Annotated in this window: 18 protein-coding genes; all 18 read right to left on the reverse strand. The window is 41.1% G+C overall.

The annotated features are described in order from the left end of the window. Window positions 1-52 precede the first annotated feature (52 nt). Window positions 53-787, reverse strand: coding sequence for a copper amine oxidase N-terminal domain-containing protein (locus PBN151_RS01110; protein WP_227774265.1), 735 nt, complete (start codon window positions 785-787; stop codon window positions 53-55). 183 nt (window positions 788-970) lie between these two features. Next, a complete protein-coding gene (locus PBN151_RS01115; protein WP_072727319.1) occupies window positions 971-1,720 on the reverse strand; it encodes a copper amine oxidase N-terminal domain-containing protein in 750 nt (249 codons plus the stop codon). 162 nt (window positions 1,721-1,882) lie between these two features. After that, window positions 1,883-2,635 carry a stalk domain-containing protein gene (locus tag PBN151_RS01120; protein WP_072727320.1) on the reverse strand — a complete coding sequence of 251 codons (753 nt, stop codon included), beginning with the start codon at window positions 2,633-2,635 and terminating at the stop codon, window positions 1,883-1,885. Window positions 2,636-2,786: 151 nt separating this feature from the next. Further along, window positions 2,787-3,545 carry a stalk domain-containing protein gene (locus tag PBN151_RS01125; RefSeq protein WP_072727321.1) on the reverse strand — a complete coding sequence of 253 codons (759 nt, stop codon included), beginning with the start codon at window positions 3,543-3,545 and terminating at the stop codon, window positions 2,787-2,789. Between the two features lie 80 nt (window positions 3,546-3,625). After that, window positions 3,626-8,455, reverse strand: coding sequence for a phage tail spike protein (locus tag PBN151_RS01130; protein ID WP_072727322.1), 4,830 nt, complete (start codon window positions 8,453-8,455; stop codon window positions 3,626-3,628). A gap of 19 nt (window positions 8,456-8,474) precedes the next feature. Next, entirely contained in the window at window positions 8,475-9,119 is a 645-nt protein-coding gene (locus PBN151_RS31685; RefSeq protein WP_227774267.1) for a phage tail family protein, read from the reverse strand. Window positions 9,120-9,174: 55 nt separating this feature from the next. After that, complete coding sequence (locus tag PBN151_RS01140; protein WP_139295250.1) at window positions 9,175-10,176, reverse strand: hypothetical protein; 1,002 nt, start codon at window positions 10,174-10,176, stop codon at window positions 9,175-9,177. Then, window positions 10,173-10,763: a phage tail domain-containing protein gene (locus PBN151_RS01145; RefSeq protein ID WP_072727324.1), complete on the reverse strand. Its 591-nt coding sequence runs from the start codon at window positions 10,761-10,763 to the stop codon at window positions 10,173-10,175. Before PBN151_RS01145 ends, PBN151_RS01140 begins: the two co-directional genes overlap by 4 nt. Next, window positions 10,763-16,705 carry a phage tail tape measure protein gene (locus tag PBN151_RS30195; RefSeq protein ID WP_083544765.1) on the reverse strand — a complete coding sequence of 1,981 codons (5,943 nt, stop codon included), beginning with the start codon at window positions 16,703-16,705 and terminating at the stop codon, window positions 10,763-10,765. Before PBN151_RS30195 ends, PBN151_RS01145 begins: the two co-directional genes overlap by 1 nt. A 60-nt stretch (window positions 16,706-16,765) precedes the next feature. Further along, entirely contained in the window at window positions 16,766-17,188 is a 423-nt protein-coding gene (locus PBN151_RS01160; protein WP_072727325.1) for a hypothetical protein, read from the reverse strand. Between the two features lie 444 nt (window positions 17,189-17,632). Beyond that, window positions 17,633-18,133 carry a hypothetical protein gene (locus PBN151_RS01170; protein WP_072727327.1) on the reverse strand — a complete coding sequence of 167 codons (501 nt, stop codon included), beginning with the start codon at window positions 18,131-18,133 and terminating at the stop codon, window positions 17,633-17,635. 108 nt (window positions 18,134-18,241) lie between these two features. After that, a complete protein-coding gene (locus PBN151_RS01175; protein ID WP_072727328.1) occupies window positions 18,242-19,006 on the reverse strand; it encodes a hypothetical protein in 765 nt (254 codons plus the stop codon). A 113-nt stretch (window positions 19,007-19,119) separates the two neighbouring features. Next, window positions 19,120-19,863 (reverse strand): hypothetical protein, encoded by a 744-nt coding sequence (locus tag PBN151_RS01180; protein ID WP_072727329.1) that lies wholly within the window; start codon window positions 19,861-19,863, stop codon window positions 19,120-19,122. A gap of 101 nt (window positions 19,864-19,964) precedes the next feature. Further along, a complete protein-coding gene (locus tag PBN151_RS01185; RefSeq protein ID WP_072727330.1) occupies window positions 19,965-21,077 on the reverse strand; it encodes a hypothetical protein in 1,113 nt (370 codons plus the stop codon). Between the two features lie 146 nt (window positions 21,078-21,223). Continuing rightward, on the reverse strand, window positions 21,224-22,654 hold the full coding sequence (locus PBN151_RS01190) for an MDR family MFS transporter (RefSeq protein WP_227774269.1): 1,431 nt from the start codon (window positions 22,652-22,654) through the stop codon (window positions 21,224-21,226). Between the two features lie 254 nt (window positions 22,655-22,908). Then, window positions 22,909-23,775 (reverse strand): hypothetical protein, encoded by an 867-nt coding sequence (locus tag PBN151_RS01195; protein ID WP_072727332.1) that lies wholly within the window; start codon window positions 23,773-23,775, stop codon window positions 22,909-22,911. 260 nt (window positions 23,776-24,035) lie between these two features. Beyond that, on the reverse strand, window positions 24,036-25,505 hold the full coding sequence (locus PBN151_RS01200) for a hypothetical protein (protein WP_072727333.1): 1,470 nt from the start codon (window positions 25,503-25,505) through the stop codon (window positions 24,036-24,038). A 128-nt stretch (window positions 25,506-25,633) separates the two neighbouring features. Then, the gene (locus PBN151_RS01205; protein WP_072727334.1) at window positions 25,634-26,194 is read right to left on the reverse strand and encodes an RNA polymerase sigma factor; all 561 of its coding nucleotides are present in this window, start codon (window positions 26,192-26,194) and stop codon (window positions 25,634-25,636) included. Window positions 26,195-26,266 lie beyond the last annotated feature (72 nt).

Raw genomic sequence — 26,266 nt, forward strand, 5'->3', positions numbered from 1 at the left:
AATCCAGTGGCTCCTAATATCCTATGTATATTGACAATTTTGAGTCAGAAAATTATTTGTCGTAATCTCTCGTATAGAGAAGTGTTCCATCCTTCGCATAGAAGTAACCCGTTCCTACATTTCTGCTATTTTGCAGTTTTACGATCATGTAATCTGCTTTGGATATATGTCCTTCTTCAATATAATAGATGAACCATCCTTCCTTTTCTCCATCTTTATATCGTCCTGTTTCTCCATCCTTCGTATAAGGCTCCGCCGTCACGACACCATTCTTGTATTCTTTTCCTTTTCCGTCTTGGACGAAAACAGAAAATTTATCCGTGTATCCTTCACCTAAGTAGTATTCTGTTGAATTATGCATTTTTTTCCTTATCATTCTTCCGTCGATTTGAATAATGTTTGCATGGGTAAATCTTTTATTTGCTTTTAACTGCGTTCCTTTTTTATTTAAGTAATTGATCGGTACATAGGCAACGCCATTTTCCACAATGGACGCATCTGCTTTTTGCGTAACTCCATTAATGGTAACCGATGGTTTTCCTATAATGAATTTCATGTTCAACAGTTCGTTCTCGCCGGATACTTCTTTCGTATTCTGATCGTAGGTTACTTTCATATTTAATTCATCAAATAGATCCTTGAATGGTACATAGGTTACTCCACCTTCAATGAACGCCTTATTTGACAGTTTCAAGTCTATTCCGTCGATAGTAATTTCGGCGGACTCTCGGCTTGAAGATTGCGCAAATAATTGATTTGGTATTATACATGCTGATAATAATGCCACAAACAACAGTTTTGATAGTCTCTTCTTCATGTCTCATCACCTGTGTTCAAATAAATGTATTTATGTTCATAGTATCATTATGGTGCTATCTCGGTTATTTACCTATGCGCATTTTACTTTACAAAAGTAAGAACCACTAGACGATTTCCAGTGGATCTTACTGTTAATATGAAAATATCACGTTTATTCCTTTGTATACAACAAATCTCCATTTTCATTATAGTAGTAGGCTATCTTAATATTACCGTCAATAAATTCTCCTAATCTATAATCAGCGCCTGATATATGCCCTTTTGGAATATATTCAATGAACCATCCCTGATATTTTCCATCTTTGTAATATCCTGTTTTTCCATCTTTATTGTATGGCTCTTTTCTTACATTTCCATTTTTATATTCTTTCCCCTGTCCGTCTGGGACAAATCTTCCATACTTCTTGATGAAACCTTCTCCATAATAGTACTCAGTAGAATTTCTGATGAACTTTCTAATCATTCGCCCTTCTACTGTTATTTCGTTAACAGCAGAATGCTTCCACGCGGAAAGTTTAGTCCCTTCTTTGTTGAGATAACTAATTGGTATATATGCTACACCGTTTTCAACTATTAAAGGATCCGCCTTTTGCGTAACTCCATTAATCGTTACAGATGGTTTTCCTATGGTAAATTTCATAATAAGCAATTCATTCTCAGCAGAAACTTCCTTTGTTGTAGGTTCGTAGACTACTTTCATATTCAATTCATTGAATAGGTCTTTAAACGGCATATATGTCCTACCATTTTTTATAAAAGCCTCACTTGATAGTTTAAGTTCTCTCCCATCCAAATACACCTCTGCACGCTCTCGTTCGGCTTGTGCAGGGTATATCTTTCCAGACATGACTGAGGCAGATAATATTGCCGCTAACAACAATGAAACGAATACTTTTTTCATGTTATCACCTGTTTTCTAGTTGTATTTATGTTCATACTATCATTATAGTGCACTCTCGATTATTTTTTCTGTATGCCTTTTACTTTACAAAAGTAAGAACCACTAGACGATTCCAGTGGTTCTTACTGTTAATATGCATAGATTTTGTTATTAATATCACACTTAGTCCTTAGTAAATAACAAATCTCCATTATCATTATAGTAGTAGCCTATCTTAATATTACCGTCGATATATTCTCCTATTCTATAATCTGCACCTGATATATGCCCCTTCGGGATATAATCAATGAACCATCCTACATATTTTCCATCTTTGTAAGAGCCAGTTTTCCCGTCTTTATTGTACGGCTCTTTGCTTACATTTCCATTTTTATATTCTTTCCCTTGTCCATCTGGGACGAATTCGGAAAAGTTATCCGTGTATCCTTCACCTAAGTAATATTCTGTTGAATTATGGATTTTTTTTCTTATCATTCTTCCTTCGATCTTCATAATATTGGAGTGTGCATACTTTTGACCTACTTTTAACTGTGTTCCTTTTTTATTTAAGTAATTAATAGGTACATAGGCAACGCCATTTTCTACAATGGATGCATCTGCTTTTTGCATTACTCCGTTAATGGTGACCGATGGTTTCCCTATAGTAAATTTCATGCTAAACAATTTGTTCTCGCCAGCTACTTCTTTCGAATTCTGATCGTAGGTTACTTTCATATTTAATTCATCAAATAGATCTTTGAATGGCACATAGGTTACTCCGTCTTCAATGAACGCCTTATTTGATAGTTTTAAGTTTATTCCATCTACATTTATTTCGGCATACTCTCGGCTTGAGGATTGCGCAAATAATTGATTTGGTATTATACATGCTGATAGTATTGCCACAAGCAACAGTTTTGATAGTCTCTTCTTCATGTCTCATCACCTGTGTTTAATTTATATTTATTTATGTTCATTTTATTATTATAGTGCACTCTCGATTATCTTTTCTGTGTGCCTTTTACTTTACAAAAGTAAGAACCACTAGACGATTCCAGTGGTTCTTGCTGTTAATATGCAACAGTTATTAATCATGATTATCCTTAGTATACAACAAATCTCCATTTTCATTATAGTAGTAGGCTATCTTAATATTACCGTCAATAAATTCGCCTAATCTATAATCAGCGCCTGATGTATGCCCTTTTGGAATATATTCAATGAACCATCCTTCATATTTTCCATCTTTGTAGTATCCTGTTTTTCCATCTTTGTTGTATGGCTCTTTTCTTACATTTCCATTTTTATATTCTTTCCCTTGTCCATCTGGAACAAATTCGGAAAATTTATCTGTGTATCCTTCACCGAAGTAATATTCTGTAAAATTACGGATTTTTTTTCTAATCATTCTTCCTTCAATTGTGATGATATTTACCGTGGGATGCTTTTCACTAGACAATTTTGTTCCCTTTTTATTCAAGTAATTGATCGGTACATAAACAACCCCATTTTCCACAATTGAAGCATCCGCTTGTTGCGTTACTCCGTTAATGGATACCGATGGTTTCCCTATCGTAAATTTCATGCTCAATAATTCGTTCTTACCGGCTACTTCCTTCGTGCTCGGATCGTAGGTTACTTTCATATTTAACTCATTAAATAAATCTTTAAAAGGAATATATGTTATTCCTTTCTCTATGAACGCTTTATTGGTCAAATTTATCTCTTTTTTATCTATTTCTATTACTGCGTACTCTCGACTTGATGACTGAGCAAATAAATGATTTGGTATTATACATGCTGATAATATTGCCACAAACAACAGTTTTGATAGTCTCTTCTTCATGTCTCATCACCTGTGTTTAAATTATATTTATTTATGTTCATACTATCATATAGTTTGTATTGAGACAATATTAGGTCTCATTAGTTTAAATCTATTCTACCAGCGCTTAATTGAATTTTATCTGGTTTTATAGATATGAAACTCTTTCCACATATTAACTTAATCTCCATATCTGATTCAATTCTTATTTGCCCTTTCTCCGCTTGAACGACAATGGCATCAAGTTGTTGATTCAATAGCTGGATCATGCGTTTATCACCAATATCTGTCGAACCCTCAAAAAAGAATCCGTCTGCCGTTTTCTTTATGATCCCTTGATTTCCTTTTCCGCTTCCCTGCCCCCAGATCATTTCAGGATAACTGTCATTTTCATCTGTATTCAAGTGCAATTTGAATTTTTGAACATCTTTATTTGAGGTGTCGCCCGTAAGGAGCTTAATGAACTTATCTTTAATAAACACATAGTCCTGATCTCCCTCCGGTTTCTCGGCCGTCTTCAAGCTATTGACCATGAGATTCGAAATGTATCCGGAGGTTTCCTTGTCCAGTACCAGCTCTTTCCCTTCATCCGATTCAATAATCAGCTTTCTGGCGCGCAACGTACCGTCCTTATGAATCCAGAACCGCTTCTTATCTTTTACATCGATTGCAATGCCTTCGTTAGCATTTAAGCGGATCACTTCCCCGTTGGCGCCATTGATCGTAATGCCCTTCTCCGCATCCAGAATGATTTTCTCGCCAAGCTCGCCGTCCAGGATTTTTAAAGCTTTTGTCTTTAATTCGACAGCCAATAGCTTGCCGTCTGTGTCCACATAGAATCGCTTATCCCAATTCGGACTCGATCCCGTGCCGATATTTTTCTCAATCTTGATGCCATCCGTGGCGTTCAAGATGGTTCGATACATATTATCGCCACGAGTTACAACAATACCGTTTTCCGCATCAATAAGCGTATTATTGTAGTCTCTCCCTAGCTGCAAGGAGCTCTTCTCTAGGAAGTCTGCCAGCACGACTCTGCCGTATTCATATTCTTGATAGAAGTTTTCCCACTTCTCATGAAACTCCGTGCGCGTTGAACCGAGATCATGGATGAGATGCGTCGTCGTGTTCATGTTTGCAAAAATCGGCTGCATATAACTTTTTAATCGATTATAGCTATCCTCCAGCTCGTTGCCGGCTGCTACGAGCTTACTTTGCGCCTCATCCAGTTCCGCATAGGAAGATTCCCTGTCATTATATATAGTCATTGCATACCGATTAATTTGCGATTTTAGTTCATTATATTGCTTCGTCACGATTTTGAACTGGTTGGCGAGCGTAATTTTCTCGGTCGATACAATCACATCATCCAATATGATGGAATCCAGTACGGTAAAATCAAGATTCAAGGCATCCGCATCCAGCAGCACATTGCCGACCTTCGTCTCGATCCGCAGCCGCTTCGCCACTAAATCCTCCGCAATCAAAGTACCATCCGTATACTCCGAGCTCCCTACCGCCGCGTATACTTTATTGATCCATTTGTTCTTCTCCCATTTTTGCAGGGCCAATCCATTGGTCGCATTCAGGACGGCCCGGTACTTGCCGTCATTCCGGAGCGCAATGAATCCATATTCTCCAATCACAACATTGTTGTAGAATTTACCCATATTCAATCCGGAGTAGAACTGCGCATCTTCAATTTTATTTCTCAGATTTTTTTCCTCGTCATAATACGTCTTGAAAGCAAGAATAAATTCCGAACGATCTGCGATTTCGCTCGTTTTTTCGGTCAATGGATCGTGAATAGCGATGTTCAGCGGCTCTATGGAAGTAATTTTAATATATTGAGACATATATGCGATAAGCTTCCGGTAAGCTTGCGTCAGCGGCTCCGTTGAGTACAGATCCGTAGTGCTTGGCACCTTCGTGAAAAATTGGGCATCCATATCAAAATCGTCATCGCGCTGGGAACGCTTATACTTCTCTGCTTGCTCCAGCATGCGATGATATCCCGCTTCCAGCTTGTACAATTCCGTAATGATCTGCATCTTTTCAAGAGAAGTCAGCTTATTATCCATAACGATCGTCTTAAAATCGCCGATATCGAAATAGTTCGATTCCGCATCCATGATCGTCTTCCCGATGTCATTGACCACTTTGATGTTCTCGGCAACCAGGCCATGGGTGTATAGCGTGCCGTCGCGTTGATCGGCCCACATCACCTTCTCCCATCCATCAGGCCGCTTGCTGTTCGCTTTGTCGATGACGAAGCCTTCCTTGTCCGTTACCTTGACGCGCGTAATATCGTTGAAAGACATAAGACCGAAAGCATCCGGATTCTCTTCGACGAGCCCCAGCTTCATGACCAGCTTGCCGTTCCGATCGAATATTTCTCCCTTGGAGCCCTGGAACTTCAGAACCCCGCTCTCATCCTCAATGGCCAAGTTAACGCCCATGATGACTTTCCCGTATATCCGCTCGCCAACGATACCATCAGCCGTCAGAGCATGCTTCCACGTGTTGCCGCCATCATTCGTAATAGCGATCATCGAATTCAATCCAACCAAATAATGAAGCGGGTTCTTCGGATCCCGAATAATCAAGCCCCTGTCCGACAGCTCTACCACCTGGTCTTTGGCCCCGATAATCGCGTTTTTGTTCGCATCCCAACTGTTGTTAATAATCTCGTTGATTGCGCCGTTATTTTGCATGGACAAATCCCATTTCCACGAGTCGATCGATACTTGGGTAGACGTATTATAGGACTTGTACAGCATTTCAATAAATTTATCTTTGTTGGCATACATGTCCTTCATGTTGCTGATCGTAAGATTGATGCCTTTATCTTCGAAATTGTATTCAATCTCGGTAATCTTCGCTTTGTAGCGAAGGCTGATCCGCTCATGCTCGATACCGATCGTATCTCCGAGCCCTAATTTGTCCCAATTCCGTTGCTCCGTCACCATCGACAGGAAATTGACCAGATCAACCTTTAGCGTAATCTTTTGCTGCTTCAGCTCGTCAAAAGCCTTCATTCCTTCTTTTAATAAATCGTTCGGATCCTCGATATTGGAATTTTGCCACTCTTTTTCAATGACATACTGATTTCGTTCGTTCAGTAGCTCTTTCGTAAAGTTGTTGCGAATATCGAGCCGCAGCTTCAAAGCATTAATATGGTTCATGATTTCTTGATGCTGTTGTTCGATTTGGATTACTTCCGCTTCTTTGCGGCTGATTTCGGATTCCTTGGCCTTGATTTCAATAAGCTTCGCATCCAATTCATTTTGGAGAGAATCCAGATCGCTCAGCAGCAAGGTGTAATCTTGGAACGTATTATCCGCATGATCGATCTCATCACTCAGTTTCGCGATCCGCGTGTTCAATGTATCCCGCTCGTCTAACAGCATTTTCAATTGCGTGTTCAGTTGGTGCAATTCCTCATTTTTAATGTGTAGAATGGAATTGTTCGCTTCGCGCTTGGCGACCAACTCGGCAAAAGCATCCCGGTTCCCCTGCAGCAAATCCTCATATTCCAACAGGCCATGACAAAGCGCGTCCGTCATATAATCACTATGGGACAACACCGTATGCTCTTTGGACTTGAACTCTACGTACTCTACTTCGAAGGGCTGATTCATGCTGATCAAGCCATAGGCGCCTTGCGAATATGCCGAATCATGGCCTGATAAGACAAGTCTGTCATCGATCCAAACTTTAATCGCTTCGTTATAGACCTCTACTGCCATATGATAGTGAACATCCGTGCTCCAGCCATCAATCGCATCCGTTAAGGCAAGCAGAATATCGTTCCCGTTCTCCCGTTTATAGAGCCGCAGCTTTTCCTTGCCCCATCCAACACCGCCTTGAATTTTGCCGGACTCCCAACCGATCCAGTAATAATTGCGATCATCCTGGTATCTGACAACGAAGCCCATGACATTGTCACCGCCGGTCGCTTTCAATGTGGCAGATAGTTTGTAATTTTGGCTTCCGAATGCACTGGAATTCACGATCATAGAAAGCTGCTGGAGATTAGAGGTGGAAATAAGCTTACCATTAAGGACGCTCCATTCCGCATCATGATGATTCCAGTTCGCTTTCATGTCAGGGCCGTAATAAAATTGTTGGCTATAGTTTCGGTCTTCCTTATACGGATAAATGAAATAATGAAAGTCTTCTACAAAAGACGTGCCTGTTGGATTGATTTCGCGAATCGTTATGTCTTCTTTGCCGTACATCTTCAACCGCGTTACAATCTCTTCGGCATTATCCTCCTGGTTGATGGACTCTAAGTATTTGCCGTATTTAATCGAGAATCCTTTATCAAGCCCAATAAGATCCGGCTTTTTCAAGCTTACGGTTCTATGCAGCGTATCCCATACGACTACAGCGTTAAAGGTCTTGGCAATATCAAATATGACCTCCAGCACGGTATTGGACGATACTTCAAGCCCTCTTCGCTTCAGCTCGAATTCGGAATCGACGTAACCAACTTGCCATATGGATTCGATCAGCACATCCTTCATCAGCTCCGTGGCGGTCTTCGACACGGCCTTATAATCCCGAATGATTTTATCGTTCAACTCATATCCCAATGATAAGGTCGATACCGACACGCTCTCTCCGTCGTCGCCGGCCCGCTTCCCGATCTGGTTCACAATAAAATATTCTTCGTAGGAGCCCAGAACGAGCTTTATCAGATATCTTCCTTTAATCAGCTCAAAGTTCTTGTTGCGCGCCACGATATGGTGCTTGTCCAAATAAGCAGGGAAATCGAATGTAAGCTCATTAAGCGCGCCGAGCTTCAAATTAAACACGATATTATGCGCTTCCGCCAATTTGGATATGGCCTCTTTATTCGGCTTGCACAGAAACAGTTGGGGCGCAACAGGCTTTTTGGCAAAATCGATATCTCCTAAACGTAACATCCGTCGTTCACCTCCCGAATTATCCTTGCAAGGTTTTATATTCATGTCTGATCGTCAGTTCAAATCCGCCTTCGCCAGTCAGCAGATTTTCCCCGACTTCCAGCTCGAGAAATACGTTATTATGCTTATCATAGCGGTATACGAGCGGCAAGTCGGACACAATATCTTCATTCTCGCAATCGATATATACCTGCTCATTTTCGTTCAAATCCGCCAATAGTAATGTCTGGCCGTTCGTTTCGTTCGTAAGCTTAATCGTGCCGGCTCCATTGCGCTTCGTAATCCACAGTTCCGGTTTGCAGGAGACGTCTCCCGTATTATTTAACAAGTATGAGCCGAGCAGGGAGAACGAGATACCGCGAAATTCGGGGCTCTTCGTACCTTCTTTTCGCAGCACGACTTTGTATTGTAGGGAACATTGTTCCATATCATAGTAACTGTCTCTGAACAAATCCCGCTCATTGAAAGCAGCCTCGTTCAGTTTGATCCACTCCGTCCAGTTTGTAGAATCATAGGACAGTCTTATAAATACATCGACCGTCCCGTCATGACGTTCATATTGAACCTTCAAATCTTGAATATACGTTTCGTAATGAGAACCGACATCGAACACTCGCGAAACATAAACCCCCTTCGGTATATATAAATCAAGCCAGCTTGGCATACCCTAACCTCCTTAGATAGTAAAAATAAGCTGCCCGAAGGCAGCTTATGCTTATTTAACCAATGACGGTAACTCGGTATTGGTTGACGGCAGGTACGGATGGAAATGTTAAAATAACACTATTCTCATCTATCATATTCATTTGGGCCTCTATCGCCGCAAACGGAGATTCCGCCTCCCGTACCATGACAACTACATCCCGAGTATTTAATGAATGCTTGATCGTGTAGGTCGTAGAAAGACCGTCCCCGATCGTTTTCGAATATTTCCCGGTTGCGCCCAAGCTTCGTCTTGCTCCGTCTGCATCTGTAGCTCCGGTACCTCCATAAGCCAGCTCAATGGTATCCGCTTTCCATTTTCCCATTTGAATGGTGCCTACTGTCTCAATCGTTGCTTCACCCTTGTAATTGCCGATTGTGCCGAACGGCACGAATTCGCAGCTAGACCCCATCTCTTTCCATTGAACGGTCTTATACACATACCAGTGTACGCTGCCGTCGACAATCGTGGAGCCGCTAATATTGGTCCAGGCAGGTTCGACGGAGTCCGAAGCCCCTTCAATGATGCATTTATAGTAATAGCTCATATCGCCATTCGTAGCGACGACGATTTCATCTAGCTTATAATGGTAAGATGGCTTCCATGCCGTATGTCCGTACAGATCATATACCAGACTTCCTGATGTAGTCGGGAATGTTGGCTGCTTCATTCCGCTTGTACCGCCAATGATGCATTCATAATAATGACCATTATCCGGAGAGGCTTTCACCTTGTTGCCTGCCGCATAGGAATACTGCTTCTGCCATGAGGGCGCAAATACGCCTTCCCGCACATTTACCCAACCTGCGAAATCGCCGCGCGATGCATTCTTATTCCAAAACTTCTTCCCTGCATGAAAAAACTCACCCATCTCGGGGTGAGTTGCTGCGTCGGATATTAGCTCTTCAAAATGATTATCGATCACTTGGAAATTATCGGCCAACCATGCGATAGTTTGATCGACCTGATCCGATACTTGCGGCTTTTTTAACCCCATCTTCTTTGTCTGTATCATCATAGATCACTCCATTTCATTCCTGTATATTGTAGCCATGTCGTGCTTCCGCTCTTTACCTGCAAAGCTCCGTTGACGATTTCGATATTTTGCTGTGTACCCATCCCATTAGTAAAAGTGTTTTCCTGAATCGTTTTTGTCAGTTTTGTGCCGTCGAACATCATCTTTTCCTTCAAAGTCTTGGGCGTATAGGAGTATGGACCATCGCATCTCATCTTCAAGTTAATGTAGCCTTGCTTCAATCCATTATGAATGAGATTCACGTCTCCATCCGGCATGCAATAAAATACCCGGTTTGGATTATCGACGGTATAGAAAGGTTTATAGTAAGGCTGTGACAGCCAACGGGCAACTTCTCGGATACGCCGTTCGTCATAATGAAATTCAAAGGCAAATGTGAGATTAAATTCGAGCGGGCTTAATTCGATTGCCTGAAAATACGGTTTATGTCTGCCGCTTACTTTTTTCTCGATAATGCTTCTTGACGGCAGCAAGCTCTCCTCGAACATACCTCCGTCTAGTTTGCAATTCAATAACCCCATATCGACGGAATAGATGCCGTCATAATAAAAATGAACGCCTTCCAGCATTAAAATCTCCCCCCTCTAGTACGCTTGAGTTTGTTCACAATCTCCGTAGCCACGATATCGGCCGTATTCCGGTCTGCATTTCCATTCACATTCACTTCAATGTGGTATTCATGCTGCTCATTGGCTGGAACTGGCACGACAGTCGGAATGGATGCCGGCATGAAATTAGCAATAGGGAAGCTAGGCACAGCCGATCGAATTTGTTCCACGATACGAGCCGTGTCCAAAATGTGCTTTGTCTGCTCGGCGTTTAATACGAGTTCTTTTTTATCCAACAGCGCTAATTTACCTGAATTCCCGTTCCAATCCCCCGTATAGCCGCCTGTATCGAATTGGTGCAGAGGCTTTCCGTCCTTATACCATGTCCCATACTTGTATACTGCACCTATTTCTTTTCCTAGCTTTCTGTTCTCTTCCTCTAATCTTTTTCTTTCCTTTTCATCAGTGGTCAGTTTCCACTTCTTACTGTTGGATATCATTTCAGTGATTTTGTCTTTCGTGGATAGTAAGCTGTTGTCTGGGAGGCCTGCGGTAGGTTTATTACTTCCGTCGAGGTTATGGGGATTCGCATCGTTGACGATTGAACCCATGGAACCAAGCTTTGAGTCATTTAATTTGTTGAGTTCACGAATTGCTTCCTTTACTTTATCGGTGAAATTCTCCGTAACCGTTTGTCCAAGTTCATTGAATTTGGAATCGACTTCTCCAGACCAAGTGTTGACGGTTTCAAGCATTTCATTGAAGTTGCCTTCATATACTTGCTTGCGCATATCGGCAAATTTTTGTTCGTTGTTCAGTTCATTTTCCCAGAACTTTTGCCGTTCCTCCGCCTTCTGTTCCAACAATTTGACCGTGTTGTTGTATTCCTCTTCCATCTTTTCTTTTTTGCTGTCCAGCTTTTCTTGCTCCGAGTTCAGTTCGTCCTCCAGGTTATTCTTGCGGAGCTCGATTTCCCGATTATGCTGATATTCGGACAACTCCTGTTCTTTCTCGGTCAATTGCTTGATTAAGTCGGCTTTTTGACTTTTCGCTTCATAGGAATCATCCATGGATAACAAGTCGATTTGTTTTTTGAGATCCGTTATTTCGTCTTGTTTTTTGGACAAATCATTTTCATAGGTCCGCGTGGATTCCGTGCGATCAAGCATCTTCATTTGTTGATCGTAGGCATCCTGCAAAGCCTTGAGCTCTTTATCGATTTGCTTCATCCGATTCTCATGAGCCTGTTTTTCTTGTTCAAGCTTTATTCGATAATGTTCCTCGTCCGCTTTTTTCAAGAGTTCGAGTTTTTCTTTGTACAGCTCTACATATTGATCAGCTGCTTTTTCGTAAATGTCTTTTACGCTGCCATTCAGATCCTTAACCGACCGTTCTGTATCCTGCAGCTTATCCTCTTGTTTCTCGATTTCATCGGTCAAACGCTCCACGATATCTTTGTTGTTTTTATTTAACTCCAACTGCGACTTGAGGAATTTAATATTGTTTTTAATATCATTGGCCTCACCCTTGCGCAAGCCAGCGATTTGTTGTAAATATCCGATATGCTTCGCATAATCCCCATCTTCTTTATCCACGTCATAGCGAATATTATCCTCTAGTTGCTGAATGCTTTTGGCATATTTTTTGCTCTCGTCGTTCATGCGGTACAGATGCTTGTCGATGACGGAGTTGGCAATATCAGTATTGATTTGGTTTATTTCCGCATCTTTTTGCAAAATATCATTTTTGCTCTTTCGGATGTTTTCCTCTATATCTTTCTTGTCTATCGGGTTTAAATCTTTGTTTTGCAGTTGTTTTTGATAGTATGCCAATTCTTCCTCATGAAGCTTTTTCTGAACTCCCAATAGTCTGGCTTTTTCAGCGGCATGATCCCGGTATCCTTGCGTGGTTCGATCGTAGAGATTCATTGCATAGTCTTGATATGCAATGTCATCGGTCAATTCTTCTCTTTTGATGTTATATAGGGAAGCCGTTGCGTCGACTAACTTGCGACTTAAATTGTTGATATTTGATTCCATTTCCGACGATTGAGATTTCAAATCATTGAGCCTATCTTTCGCTTGGGCCACCTCTTGCTCAATTTCCGCTGCAATCGCTTGTTTCGTTTTATTTGCATTTTTATCTTTATCGACGGTCATATAGCCGGTTTTCTTAATTTGTTTTTGCTTGATTTGTTCGTTTAAAGAGCTAATTTCATCATCAATCGTTTTTTTCTTTTCTCCAGACAATCTAATTTCATCGCTAAGCGCCTTTCGGTGCTCGTAAGACCACGTACTATACTTTTCCTGAATTCTTTGTTGTTCTTCAATAGAACGGTTGAGTTTATCAATGCTTTCCTTATATTTATCTACCACATAGATGGCATCTTGAAGTTCGGGTTTCGGGTCAGCAGTTCCAGTTCCTTTGCCTCCCCCCCCTACACCAGAAGACCGTGTTTTATTGATTTCGGCATCTAAACGATCAAGATTATTAAGGCTCTGTGCAAAGCCTGCTTCGGCTGCTTTTATTGCTTCTTCCTTGTCTTTAATCCCCAAATCCTTTTCATCATCTATGGCTTTTACAGCTTTGGCGTAATTAATATTAATTCTAGTTTCTTCTTCTACGGATACCTTTTCCCTGTTCTTTTTCCTATTTTTCAGGTTATCAAAATCGCGTTTTGCATCATCGTAGTTTTTTTTATTTAAGTTCGAGAAAATTTTCAATGCATTAATTTCCTCTTGCATAGTTTTAATAGCTACCCGTGCCCTATTAATAGATGCAATTTCTTGTTTCTTTTTGTTTTCCAGATCACTTTTAAATTCTTTCTCTCGCTCTTTAGAAAGCTGTTTAATATTTTCTTTTGTTAAATCTATCTGGCCATTTTCAGTTTTCATTTTTTCAATAAAGTCAGGATATTTTAGAGTTAATGCTTCTATAGTATCTGACGACAATTTTTGGCCGTCTGCTAACTGTCGATAGGCAGCGTCCAATTCTTGCATATCATTGGTGTATTGGGTAATAGCTGAATCAATAACTTCTTTGCTTATTGGTTCAATTTTCTTACTGTTAATTGTCTCTACAGCTTCCGCATGCTTTATTTTTAACTGATCAAGTACTCCAAGAAGAGGACTTTCATTATCCGCAGAGAAGATTTGTTTTTTTATTTCATCAATAATCCCCAACATTGACTCTGATTGTTGTCCATCAAAGTTCATTAACTTATCGACGGTAATTTTCTTAGCTTTGACTTTATCTAGCGCACTATTAAAATACTCAGGCAGTTTTTGTACTGCCTCTTCAGTTGAACTCCCAAAATACGAAATGTCATTTAAAAAACTTTCTTTCAGTTGATCAAGAAATAAAAATTTATTAGAATCAACCGGGATCTGATTGGATTGTATATAATTGGTAAAAGCTAGACCGACAGCTTCATTTAAATCAGCAGATCCATTTTTGATGCTTTCCTTTAAGACATTTTTTTCTTTTTCATAGTTTTCTTTGGCATCTTTTAATCGCTCTATTATTTGGATATCAATATATCCAAGGGCAGATTCTTTTGTCCAAGAATTAGCCAAAGTATCATTTAATTCACGATAAGTTTCATCAGTCTGTGGAACTTCCCATCCATACGTATCTTTTAATTTTTTGTCAAATGCTTTTTTAAGTTCTTCCTTATTATTAAAATCTGAGTCCTTGACATCGTTCTGTACGAAGTCACGTGTTACTTTCGCATAGTCCAACCCCAATGATTTCCTGAAAATCTGGTCTTTCTTAGCTTTGATTTGTGTTAACTGTTTATCTAGCTCTCCAAAATCCCCATCTTTTAACTTCAAGTCGAGTTTCTCTTTGTTATCTTTTAATTCTCTACTCTCTTCTTCCTGACGCAATCTCTTTATTGCATCCGCACTTTTTATCACGGCATTTCCGTATTGGTCATAATGGGAAATAAGTTGAGGCATCTTTGTTTTGATTTGATCAATGGTTTTTAGATATAGCGCTTCTTCGTCTCCGGTTCTGTATTTCCCCTTCCCTTGCAGGGATTCCAGAGTGTCTACATCCATATTTTCGCCGTCAAAAATACTGTCATAATTCTCTTTAAACTTTTTAATTCTTTCGATATCCTCATCGAGGAATTTTAATCTTTCTTTTCGATCTTTCTCTGGTTTGTTGATAATGTTAAACAGACCTTGTACTGCTCCCCCAATCGTTAGAAGGACAGCCGCATAAGGGACAAATCTCGCTATACCTTTTCCTACTTTGAGGAATAAAGCCAATAGCCCTCCCCCGTCTGCCAAGAGCCCTTTTAAGGGACCAGCAAACCCAGCAAAAACGGTTGCAATAGGAAGAGAGCCCAATGTTTCTGTTACTTTTGTAAGAAATTCTACTACTGTTGTTAACCCAGAAACAATGCCTTTAATGGCTTCTGAATTGCTGAACGTATTCCAAAATTCAGAAAGAGAGGTCTGCAACTTCCCGATACGCGCCTCGAAGCTATCCGAATGTTTATTGAATGCTTGAGCCGCCGATCCGGCTGAGCTCATAGCTGTTTCGGTTGCTCCCTTGGCCTTGCTCCAATTCTCCATGATGGAGGATACGACCTCGTTCTGATCCCCGCCAATTTTGCTGGAAACGTCCACTTTCTCTTCCTTCGACAATTTGTCCCAGACCTGAGAGAGACTTTGGAAGATCTCATAGGTAGACTTAAAGGTCGTTTGATCCTCTTTCATTAGATTCAGAGCGCCGCTGCCCATCAACTTGTATTTCTCATTGAGGGACGCAAATGATTTTTCGATTTGCGGAACGACACCCCTTACTTTTTCGCCGCTCTCAGAGAGCCCCTGCAATCTTGATGCAATGGTTTTTAGTCCCTCTCCGGCTTTTTCCGGATCTTTTAGATCAATATTCGCCGCCGTAATCATTCCAATGGATTGCTGAACCGTATTGCCGGCCTTTTTCAGATCAGAAGACGAATCTTTCAACGCGCTGCCCAAGCCTTCTGACGTGATGGAGTAATTATTCTTAACCGCCGTAAACATATCAACGACGCTGCGAACATTGTTTCCGTATTTATCGACTTCAATGTCGAAGCCGCGCAATACGGCTATGATGCTCGCGCTCGCGTCTCCAATGCCCATGCCGCCTACCTTGGACAGCAGCATACTATCTTCACTTAACGCCGTTGACTGTTCCAAACTGTAGCCTAGCTTTTGGAACTCTGCCGTTGCTCTTACTACGGAAGCTGAAGCAACACCCATTTCTTTGCTGATTCCAAAGGCACGGTCTTTAAACGCATCCAGTTCTTGCGAGCTTGCCCCGGACGTGCTCTTCAGGTCGATCATGGCCCTATCAAGTTCAACGACTTGCTCAAGTCCCTTCTTCATCTGATCGCCGAACTTGAACGAAAATTCAAATGACTCGGACGCGCGTTGCCATGACGGAATGCCATTCATTGCAGCAGCTAGCTTATCTGGAATTGATTCTTCCTTTTTTGCTTTACTATCCTTCGAAGAAGATGCCTTTGTCCCCGTACCTTGCACACTAGCTTCATTTTTCTCGTTAACCACCATAGCGGGTTGGTTTTGAGCAGCTATTGATTGCATTTTCAGCAATTGAGCATATGCCCCCACTAACTCATCCGTTTGGCGCTTGGCTTCTTTTTGCTGTCTTACAAATTCCTTTCCTACTTTCGCAACATCGATTTTCGACAGTTCCTTGATCGATCTTTTTAACTTATTGATTTCTTCACCGGCCTTGCCAAGCCCGTAGTCGATATCGATCTTGCCAATCGAGGCGATTAATTTTTGTATGCTATTTACTTCGCGAATAACACTATCTTTGTTCTGGATAATAAGCTCCAGCTTAAATTTATACTTTTTGCTTATGTTCGCGATCAGTTTTTTTATATCTTTTTCAGCATTTTTCATATCTACGCCTAATAAAATTGTCTGATCATTCGTCATCATCTAACACCCCTTTTCAGTACATAAAAGAAAAAGGAGTGCTCTTCGCACCCCTCACCCATATCACTCATACGTAATCATCTCCGCAATATCGCACCATCTGTCATATTCCAAGGCCTCGCTACCTTTAAAAGTCTTATCGCACTCTAAAATTAATTCTTTTATAAAGAGCAGCATTTCTTTACGCTCTGTATTTTGCTCAATAACAAAATTTTCATTTAACAATAGAAAATACTCATCCTGGAAGCCTTCGCGATCAGGCACATCATACATTTGCTGACCGTTCGATTCGATGATGACTGGTTCCCCGTTGCTGTCCAGCTTAGCGAACTCGCGAATCAATTCCGCATGCTCTTCTTGAATTAGCTTATGGCGCTCCATTAATACTTTCACGAATCTAGTTCGCATTCGCGATTTCTGTCCTGTTAATTCGAAGCCCATCAAAAAGGTAATTAGGGGCTCAATCTCGGCATTCTTTAGTTTCATTTGGATCTACTCCTTTTATTTAGTTTGACGTTCAATATAATCAAGCGGATTAGAACGAATTTTTCGCTCCTTCAACAAATACAAGAAGAAGGACGACATCGAACTTAATCTTCGTTGAATTCTTCGCTCATTATTTCCTAGCTCCATAATGCAAAACGAAATAAAATCCTCAATTAGTGATATCATTCTGTCGATCCCATTCTCGGCATTCAAACATTTCAATATATCCTCTTCCGACATTATTCCTTTTTCAACTCTGTCATGTAAAAAAACCAACCATTGATTAAAATCAGATAAGTAACTTAATTGGGAGGATTCACTAAGACTTTTATATGTAAAATAACAACTCACATAATGTTTATTTTCGTTCGCTACCTTTTCTAACTTCTCTTTTGTTACGTACCGTATATATTTTCTGCTAGACAACTGACTATCCCCTGTTCTTTATTCCATTAGGCTTTTATCCACTAACTGTGTTTTCATTTTCTCTTTCAGTTCTTCAAATTCTTTAGCATTTGCATGGAAATTATCGATTGCACTTCGTAGGGTACCAGACAATCTTTCGAGTTCTTTCTCCTCAAAATTCATATAAATCTGAAAAAGAGTCCCTGTATTAATCATGGTTTCAATGGCTTGAAGCTGCTCGCTAAATGTAGAAGGAAGCTCTAATGTCGTAAAATGCTTCACCGTTAAAAACATCAAATACGGAACGATAATTTGTTCATACTTCTCCTTATCTTGCAATTTAGCTTGGTCAAGCTTATCGATCAGTTCTGTAATGCAGGAATCCATTTTGGCGGGACTAAAATATTTACAAATTTCTAAGCCAAACTGCTGAGCCTTTTCCCCAATGTCAATCGTAACGACAACCTTTTTCGTTTCGTTGAACTTCTCATTCATTTGTGTAATCAGCTCATAATTTAAGTTTTTTACTCGCTTTGCCATTTGTGCTCACTCCTGAATCATCAATTTATAAATAAAATGTTCATTTTATTAAAATTCGAAAAAAAAGGCGAGAAGGAGAACCCTTCTCGCCTTCGATTGATACTTTATTTAGTTTTTGTTATAACGAACAATCTTAACCATGTCTGTGCTTGCTGGATCTTTAAATACATCCAATTTCATATCGAATACGGATGGATCTCCATCAGGCTGCATAGTCAATGTAAACTCGGAACCGATTTTCGCTTTCGGAATGACGATTTGAACTTTCTCATCCTTACCTGTCGTTTCAGAACGCCATACCGTTTTACCAACGATACGATAGTAGCCGCTGAACTTATCGGACTTAATCGTAAGAACTTCTGCGTCACTCGTTGTTTGGTAAGTAAAGTATACAATAACCTTTTGACCAACTGGCAGGTCACTGGATGGAACCGTAATTTCCTTGTCCGTTACTGTGATTGATGCCGTTGGCACTTCTTTTCCTTGGCTATAGCCATCTTCAGAGAAGCAGATTTGAACAGAATCTTTATCTGCCTTTTCTTCAAGAACAATTTTCGAAATATTCGAACCGCCGTCAGTTGCCACTGCTACCACACGCTCATAAATCATCTCCGTGCGTTTCTCCAGCTCAGTGCCTGTTTGCATCGCAATGGATTTTGGATTCAACAGTGCGTCCTGGATATTAAATGTAGCTGTACGACCGAAATCCCAACCTACAAGACGGCTTCCGCCTTTACCGCCAGTGGCAAAGCTGCTTTCTGCCGTATTTTCCAGATTAGATAGCTTCAATGTATCCAAGTACAATTCTGCCTTATTCGTCAACAAATTGTAGAACATTACATCTGCTACCTCTTTAACTCCAAATCGTGCCATAATAAATCCTCTCCTTAATAAGTTATGTTTGAGTTGCTTACATTCTTAATAGTCACATTTGCTAAGTGATTTATTGTTTTTTGGTTATTCTATTCTCCAATCCTATTTTCCCCTTAATTATCTCTACTTGACCAATGACGAAGCTGAACATTCTGGGCCCCTGCCAGCATCGATTGAATACTAATATCATACTGATCGATAATCTCAAGCCGCTTGAACTTCCTATACACTTGGAACACCGTTAAGTCCAGCATGTTAATTTCATTGATACTATATGATTTAGAGGTAATGGCTGCGAGGATATCAAAGAAATCTAAATCGGCGTTATCTTCATCATCTAGTCTATTTTTCCGCCGCTTTAGTTCATCTCGTTGTTTTGCCAGCTTATCCATTTGTTCTTTTAAATTTTTAGTTTCTTCATCTGCCGGATCGAACTCTTTTCCCTTTTTGTCATCAAAATGATTGATGTAATTTTGCCATTTAATTATTTCCTGAATCTCTTTATAATTCATTTTATTAATTTGACGTGTCTCTCCATCAGTCATTGTAACGATTAAGCCTACGTTTTCCTTATCCGGGTACACTTCAGCTCTGAGAAAGAAGGAAACTGACTGCAAGAGAAGATCAACAATCTCATCCCCACCTCCCAATAACAATAGCTCAAGCGTATCCATATGTTCCGGTGCCTCCTTCAGGAGATTGCTATTATCTAACGCAATCATGTTTAAATATTTCATGTATTCTGAATATCCTACATCAATAATGTCTCTTATTTTCAACGGATAGATGTCACCAAAATTCTTTGCATAAATCGGCCTTCCTCCTAATAATTTCAGTTTTAAATCAAGACTCTCCATTGTTCTTCATCTCGCTCCTATTCATATACGCAGACAATAAAATAATTAATAAGAAATAATTCTTCACAGAAATCACCATACTCCTCATATAATATAGTACTTTATTTTGCTTTTGTAGTATGACATGACTCTCTATATTTGGATTTACGACATTGTTTACAAATCGAACGAAGTCCTGATTTCGAGTTTTTCATAGGACTGAAGTATTTTGTACTCGCAATATAGCTCTGCCTGCAACAGTTGCATGTCTTATATTTTCCACGCAATATATATGTATATAGCCAATCTTCTTTACTTTGTTTATATGTTTCTACGAGCATAGATGGAATCGTATCCCTTGTCATTTTACTAAGTGCAGGTTTGGTCATTTTTAATTGATATTTTTGATTTAACCGCTCAATCATGATGTCATGTGTGCAACCTTCGATTTTCCACATGAATACATCCTTCATGTAGTTCTTCATTACGGTATGATCCATTAATTCTTCAAAATTAAGCATCACTAGCTTTAAATATCCGTGAGTATCTTCGTATGACTTCTCTTTCAACTCCGTATAGCATTCAAACAGTGTTCGAACAATCTCAATATCGTCAAATCGAATATAGGAAAGTTGGTTGTTATCTTTTTCTATTTTGCTGATTTTATTGAATCTAATGTATTGCTTAAGTTCATTTTTTACTGCAATTTCGTCCTTTTGAATGTCTGTCCGAATCCATTTTAGTTTTTTGATCTCTGTTGCTGGCATTTGCAGCCCCTTCGAATCTGTTCTCGTTTTTATGAGCTTATCAATCTGCTCAATGGTTTTACCCGTTTCTTTTAGCTCTGCATATACTAATCGATCCTCCTTAAGAACCTTTAGTTTTGAAATTTTGATAATGGAACGACTCGATTCTTTTTTTGACTCCTCGACCACAATTATTTTTTCGATGGCAGACTCACGAATTTGGTTTCGCTTTTTTCGATATGCCGTAATTGTATCGGAGGCAGCATCACTATCTTGAGTATAAAGCAAATAATTTGCTAACGATTCTAAGTCCTTCGCTACCCTGCTGCTGTCACTTAACATCCCATGTTGACCGATATGCGGGTTATATACTTCGTCAAAATAACGCACGATATCTTCATCATAATTTGAAATGATTTCTTGTACCGATTTTAAGCGAGATTTACTATCTGTTATTTCATAATCCAAATGCTCCGACATTTTCCCCATCGTCATCCACCCCTTTTTATATCATCATAATAATACTTTCTTTAGCTTTAGTAAACTATCATTTCGTACTTCTTTATAAAAAAGCAGAGCCTACTCATTTCAGTTGGCTCTGCTATCATTCTATTATTCAATTATTATGATAGATTTTAGTTTCCCTCAAAAACTGGTTTTTCCGGAGCAACTTTCCCCTGCGTCTTCCCAAGCCAATAGACGAATGGCAAGCCGATCAAGGTCATGACCATGCTGATCATGTTCACCTCATTGATACTCATCGTGAATGCTGTATTTTTCAGCAATGTCGCGTCGGCGATCACGCCATGCAGATCCCCTGCATGATGAAGCGCGCGTACAGCCAGCAAGGACGTAAACAGGCCGATAGACAAACTTGCCATCCCTTGACGCAGCCAGCTGTTGATCGAAGATCCGTACCCAGACAGCTCCCGCGGAATTGCAGACATGCCTGCATTCAAAATCGGAGTATTGGCAAGAGCAATCCCTACGTTGCGAACTGCCATCCACAGCGTAATGTAGCTGTGAGGCGTATCTACCTGCAATCGTCCCAGCTCGTACGTACCAATCACCATCAGCAGCAGACCGGTAGTGATCAGTTTCACTGGACCGAACCGTTCATACCAGCGTCCTGTGAACGGCATCACGAAAGCCATAAGCGCTGATGCAGGAAGGAGAACTAAACCTGATACAAGCGTCGAGGAACCCTGTACCCGCTGCAGAAATAACGGCGTTAATAACGCGCCCGCATACAAGCTAATGGTAATGATCGTAACGAGGATCATGCTGAAGGCAAATCGTTTATACCGGAACACTCGGAAATTCAGCAACGGATGCTCAATGCGAAGTGAGCGGCGAACGAATGCAATTAAGATAACTGTGCCGACAATGATGCAGCCAATTGTCTTCCAGGAGCCCCATCCCCAATTGGACAAATTGCCGAAGGCAAGCAGCAGTAACAGACTGCCCATTGCGACGGAGAAGAAACCAAGTTTATCGAACGTTTCTCCACTCGAAATACGATACATCGGAATGTAGCGCAGCACTGACACAATCGCAATCAATCCAATCGGCACATTCATCCAGAACAGCCAATGCCAATCCCCAACATGGACAATCAATCCGGCGAGTGTCGGCCCTACTGCGGGTGCGAGCATAGCAGACAAGCCCCACAGGCTTATCGCCATCGCTTGCCGTTCACGGGGAATCACTTGATAGACGACCGACATCGTCGTTGGCATAATAATGCCGCTGAACATCCCTTGCAGGACTCGGAAGACGATTAGGCTCCATTCGCTCCAAGAGATTGCACACAATATCGAGCAAATCACAAACCCACTAAGGGCAAATACATACAACCGCTTCGTACTGAATCGGTTGCCCAAATATCCAACAGCAGGAGCAATAATCCCTGTTGCCAGCATAAATCCCGTCAATACCCATTGGATAGTCGTCAGATCGGTATTGAAATGATTCATCATGACAGGCAGCGCAATATTGACAGTATTCGTACTTAATACAGCCAAGAAGTTGCCGAAAAATATAGCGAAAATAATACTCCAAAACATACGGTTGGTCATCATAGGTTGACCTTGTTCTTCCATAGACATACATCACAGCTTTCTATAATCAATTTCTAATACGCCCGTTCATCCATGTCAAAGCTTTTAGACGACATGGCTCTCTTTCTAGTGTAATCCTCAACTCTACATTGTGTCAACATTGACATATGAAATTGAAAAAAATGTGTTATTATTTCGGCATATATAAAAAAAGAGCCGCAGCTTATATTCCCCTAAAAGCGCGACTCTGCGTCAATAATTCAATTTTTCGATGCCACCGTATGTCCAATTATATGTGCAAAATAGGCGTTATTCCGATCCATTGTTTCACGATCGATTCTCGGCAATTGCTGCAGCATTTGATGAATATCCTTACTAAATGTTCGCATATCCATCAGGTTCGCTTTATCAAATCGGCTATCTAGTTTTATAGGCAAGGCCTCTTTCTTAGCAGCATCCATTTCCTCTCGATACTTCTTCATCCATTCCTTATTTTGCGGGATTTGCTGTGCAAACTTCATCAGAACACCAAACCAGTCACCACCATTGATGATAGCTTCCTCCATCTGTTGGTGGCTTTCAGGCGCAAAACGTTTCATCAAATCCGTAATATTGACATAGTCGTCAGGGGCTCCAACTGGTTTTGGCGTGGGTTCCCTGTATGGATTTGCCCCAACTGCCGTTCCATCTGACGAATTTCGGGACAGCACAGCTATGTTATTGAGCGTGCTCAGCAATTCGGAACCCTCTTCATCGCCAAAATAATGCCGTGCAACATACTTGGCTTGGGTCAGCCCAAGTTCCTGCAAGGCGGAACGATCAACTTCATCAGGCACAGATCCGCCAGGAGCAAGATTGGATTCTATAATCGTATAGACGGCTTTCCTAACTTCGGGGGATTTCCCTTCCAATATGCGCTGCAAGGATTCATGGATATCCGCATTGCCATAGTAAGAACCAACGTGATGTTCAATAGCTCCGACAGCTAGCTGCCGTCCGGTCGGGCTGATTTCAACGGAGTCGTGCTTGACGTCATTCATTATGCCGGTAACTGTTCTCGTCTGCTTGCTCATTTGTCCGTTGCTGTCATACAGCTTCGGCGAAATTTGTACACTGTTTATTTTCATGACCTGCCTCCTGCATGATGGAATCATCGTATAACATATCGTGAATCAGAGATGGATATTTCAGGATTCTACACCCTATATCGACCTATGTCAGGCAACAATTTACACCTACTTCCAAAGTCAGTAAGAAACCATAAGCCCAAACGATACAGCAAAGCCCCCAATACGCTTGCAGGCGAGATTGGAGGCTTTGTGCTGCTTACTTATATTAAAGATTAAGACAAACCGGTAATCATTGCGCTTACCCTCGTCGTAAAGAACTAACTTCTTCCTCCGTATAAGCTATATGCGAAGTGATAGATGATGTCAGTTGCATTTACGTTCGGACGTTCGGAGACTTGGACGTTCACACCACTTAAATCATAGTAATGCGTAAAATTAATCGGCCCTGATAAGAATTCAGCAATACTTCCTGTTGAAGCCGGTAGTCCGAGTGTAGCCGTAAAGTTCCCATTCACATCTGTATAGACGGAAGCAGTACGAGTACGATTGCCGCTTCCCTCTGTCCAATTCTCATTCAACCACAGAACATCCACCTTCGCATTAGCTACCGCATAATTATCAGAGGTGCTCACCCTGCCGTATACTGTGAGCGTATCTTTGGCACGGAAATGCTTGCCGTAGCGGTAAGTAGGATAATCATTCGGGCCTTCCTTCGAATTAAATCCGGTAATGACAATTTTATCTGCACGCAGCACCGGTCTCACCGTCAACGTATAATTGCTATTGTCGTATTGGCCAGTCGTGTAGACGCGAACATAGAACGATCCGGTTCCGATTCGTACATTTTGATCTGCCGGAGACGACAATAGCTTCATCTGATTGCCTTCATAAGCACCATACACCTCAACCTTATATCCTTTGCTTGTTGAGGCGGCATCCAGCGTGAGATTCAAAGCGTCATAATTGCGATTTTCCGGTACAGTGATAGCGAACCAATCATTATCAATAGGTGAGCTGATAGAGCGTGTGTTCAATGATGACCCAGATGTGTTTACCGTAAATCCGTAGGCGTGAAATGCATTTTCATCCGTCTCATAGGCGTCGTATTCTGAGCTGATGGCAAGTGTGACGTTAAACGGATCATTAATGCTTCCGCCCTGCTTGGCATGAACCTCGATGAGATACGCTTTATCTCCAGACGTCGTGTTTTTGGTGCCGACGTTTTCTGATAACGTGCGTGTTCCGTTGGCGTAATTATTCATATATGTTCCGTAAATCGAGTAATCGATTGGTGTCGTATTGAGATTGCCTGTCGTCATATCGAATTCATATAAATACAAATCGTAGTTCAACTGAGGAGACAATGGTGGATCCAGCTGTACCTGAAGTACGTCGCCAGGCTTCACATATATCGGATATAAATGAACCGCTTCTCCTTCCTTCGGGATAACCCCGCTATATGTGGCGGTCGTCACCGTGTTGGATGGCTCTGCCAATGTGCGCAAGGCGCTTGATTGAGGCAATATTGCCTCGGCATCATTCAAATTTATGGGAGTTATAATCGTATGTTCCAAAGTGCCGTCTAAGCCTTCCGCAGGAGCGGCTTTCATGAGTTGTGTAACAGGCTCCGCATGATCCATTGTGGCTTGCAGAGATAATTCATTCTCTTGCATGGTTGCCGGCAGCGTCTCTGAGAGTTTGTCTTCGGCTGCAGACACTACACTCATTTGAAAGACAAGCAGCAGGACGAGGCTTAGCACCGTTACGATTGAAAACTTTTTCTTCATCGTGGACTTACCCCTTTCTCGTCATTGTATGAGACCTTGTAATTGGGAGGAACGGAAGGTCTTATTACTAAAGACGCATCCACGATGATTTTTCTAACGAAAAATATCATGACATCCCGAATGCAACCTTACGACCATTTCTTTGAAAATTGCTGTCGCAGCTTATTCCGCGCTCTGGCCAGACGTTGGCTGATCACTTGCTCGGATAAGTGCAACTCCTTGGACATCTCCTTATACGATTTATTTTCAAAATAGTGCATATGAAGCAGGCCTCGGTAGTGAGACTTCAATTCCCATATCGCCTGATGCAGCAAGGAATCTCGCATTTTATTCTCTACTTCAATCGATATATCTGGTTCCGTAGAAAGTGAGGTTGGGTTCGCCATGTGAATCATGGACTCAGTTGGTTGGATATAGTGGCTTTTATTTTTGCGAAGAACATCTAACGCAGCATGGCGCGCGACTTGTTTGACCCATGATCGTATAGCGGCAGGATGCTGCACACGATGGACATTAGCCAGCACCTTCATCGAGGCTTCTTGAATGACATCCTCCGTTAAAGAGTGATCTTGAACGATGGCATAAATGTCTGCATATACAAGCTTGCGAAATTGATAATAAACATCTTCCTGCATCTCTAAATTCGCATTCTGTACATTGGAGTACAATTGAAGCAATGCTTGTCCCATTTTTGCTTTCCCCCGATCAAGTCATTGATATGGGGCGTTCTTGCTTCCGGTTGATCTGACTCGCTGCTGCTT

The sequence above is a fragment of the Paenibacillus sp. NAIST15-1 genome (genome assembly GCF_001894745.1).
Lineage (GTDB): Bacteria > Bacillota > Bacilli > Paenibacillales > Paenibacillaceae > Paenibacillus_B > Paenibacillus_B suaedae.

Bases quoted from the DNA above. Each gene is read 5' to 3' on its own strand.
- PBN151_RS01130 (WP_072727322.1), bottom strand. From the start codon at position 8,455: ATGTTACGTTTAGGAGATATCGATTTTGCCAAAAAGCCTGTTGCGCCC.
- PBN151_RS01115 (WP_072727319.1), bottom strand. From the start codon at position 1,720: ATGAAAAAAGTATTCGTTTCATTGTTGTTAGCGGCAATATTATCTGCC.
- PBN151_RS01200 (WP_072727333.1), bottom strand. From the start codon at position 25,505: ATGAAGAAAAAGTTTTCAATCGTAACGGTGCTAAGCCTCGTCCTGCTG.
- PBN151_RS01205 (WP_072727334.1), bottom strand. From the start codon at position 26,194: ATGGGACAAGCATTGCTTCAATTGTACTCCAATGTACAGAATGCGAAT.
- PBN151_RS01145 (WP_072727324.1), bottom strand. From the start codon at position 10,763: ATGCTGGAAGGCGTTCATTTTTATTATGACGGCATCTATTCCGTCGAT.
- PBN151_RS01190 (WP_227774269.1), bottom strand. From the start codon at position 22,654: ATGTTTTGGAGTATTATTTTCGCTATATTTTTCGGCAACTTCTTGGCT.
- PBN151_RS01175 (WP_072727328.1), bottom strand. From the start codon at position 19,006: ATGGCACGATTTGGAGTTAAAGAGGTAGCAGATGTAATGTTCTACAAT.
- PBN151_RS01180 (WP_072727329.1), bottom strand. From the start codon at position 19,863: ATGGAGAGTCTTGATTTAAAACTGAAATTATTAGGAGGAAGGCCGATT.
- PBN151_RS01170 (WP_072727327.1), bottom strand. From the start codon at position 18,133: ATGGCAAAGCGAGTAAAAAACTTAAATTATGAGCTGATTACACAAATG.
- PBN151_RS01185 (WP_072727330.1), bottom strand. From the start codon at position 21,077: ATGGGGAAAATGTCGGAGCATTTGGATTATGAAATAACAGATAGTAAA.
- PBN151_RS01160 (WP_072727325.1), bottom strand. From the start codon at position 17,188: ATGAAACTAAAGAATGCCGAGATTGAGCCCCTAATTACCTTTTTGATG.
- PBN151_RS01195 (WP_072727332.1), bottom strand. From the start codon at position 23,775: ATGAAAATAAACAGTGTACAAATTTCGCCGAAGCTGTATGACAGCAAC.
- PBN151_RS01125 (WP_072727321.1), bottom strand. From the start codon at position 3,545: ATGAAGAAGAGACTATCAAAACTGTTGTTTGTGGCAATATTATCAGCA.
- PBN151_RS31685 (WP_227774267.1), bottom strand. From the start codon at position 9,119: ATGCCAAGCTGGCTTGATTTATATATACCGAAGGGGGTTTATGTTTCG.
- PBN151_RS01140 (WP_139295250.1), bottom strand. From the start codon at position 10,176: ATGATGATACAGACAAAGAAGATGGGGTTAAAAAAGCCGCAAGTATCG.
- PBN151_RS30195 (WP_083544765.1), bottom strand. From the start codon at position 16,705: ATGATGACGAATGATCAGACAATTTTATTAGGCGTAGATATGAAAAAT.
- PBN151_RS01120 (WP_072727320.1), bottom strand. From the start codon at position 2,635: ATGAAGAAGAGACTATCAAAACTGTTGCTTGTGGCAATACTATCAGCA.